1 protein-coding gene is annotated in these 660 nt (G+C 35.8%); it reads left to right on the top strand.

Going from position 1 to position 660, the window contains the following annotated elements:
- Positions 1-170 precede the first annotated feature (170 nt).
- Entirely contained in the window at positions 171-530 is a 360-nt protein-coding gene (locus tag CYL18_RS19035; RefSeq protein ID WP_104851029.1) for a cupin, read from the top strand.
- The last annotated feature ends 130 nt before the right edge of the window (positions 531-660 follow it).

The raw sequence follows: 660 nt of genomic DNA, 5'->3' as shown, positions 1-660 counted from the left end.
GATTTACAAAAAACTTAACTAGTAATGTCTTTTTTAACTAATGCTGCATTGATCCAAGAAGGATTAATGCCTTTTTGCGTTGAATTTCTTATTGTACAAAAGGGGCAGGTTAATTCAATAGCAATATAGAATTATGAATGTACATTCCAATTCAAATTTAGGAGGTCAAAGTGGAATTTTATAAATTTGATAAAGAAAGCGGCAAACAGATTTCAAAATTCAATTCCAACTTTATTATGTCTCGTATTATCCAAACAAATAAGATAACTAACATTGGATGTATGCACTTAGATAGAAAAGGAATAGTAGGCTATCATCAAGCAGTAGGTCCCCAACTTCTTTTAATCTTAAACGGTGAGGGATATGTTCGAAATGAAAAAGAAGAATATTTTAAAGTTGAGGCTGGAGATGCTGTTTTTTGGGGAAATGATGAGTGGCACGAAACTAAAACGGATGTTGGATTAACTGCTATCGTCATTGAAAGTGAGGAATTAAATCCTGCATCATTTATGCCATTAAAAAACCATTAACAGAAGAGTAGAGCTGTTATTTAGACATCTTTTCCTATGCGACTAAAGGGGCAGGTGTGCGGCCGAGCCTAGGTCGTATCATATAGCGGGTGGGATTCCCGCCGAGTAAGAACTAGCCATTCGCTCGTAG

Source organism: Pradoshia eiseniae, assembly GCF_002946355.1.
Lineage (GTDB): Bacteria > Bacillota > Bacilli > Bacillales > Pradoshiaceae > Pradoshia > Pradoshia eiseniae.
The sequence above is the reverse complement of the archived record's forward strand: the minus strand, read 5'-3'. Positions and strand labels throughout refer to the sequence as shown.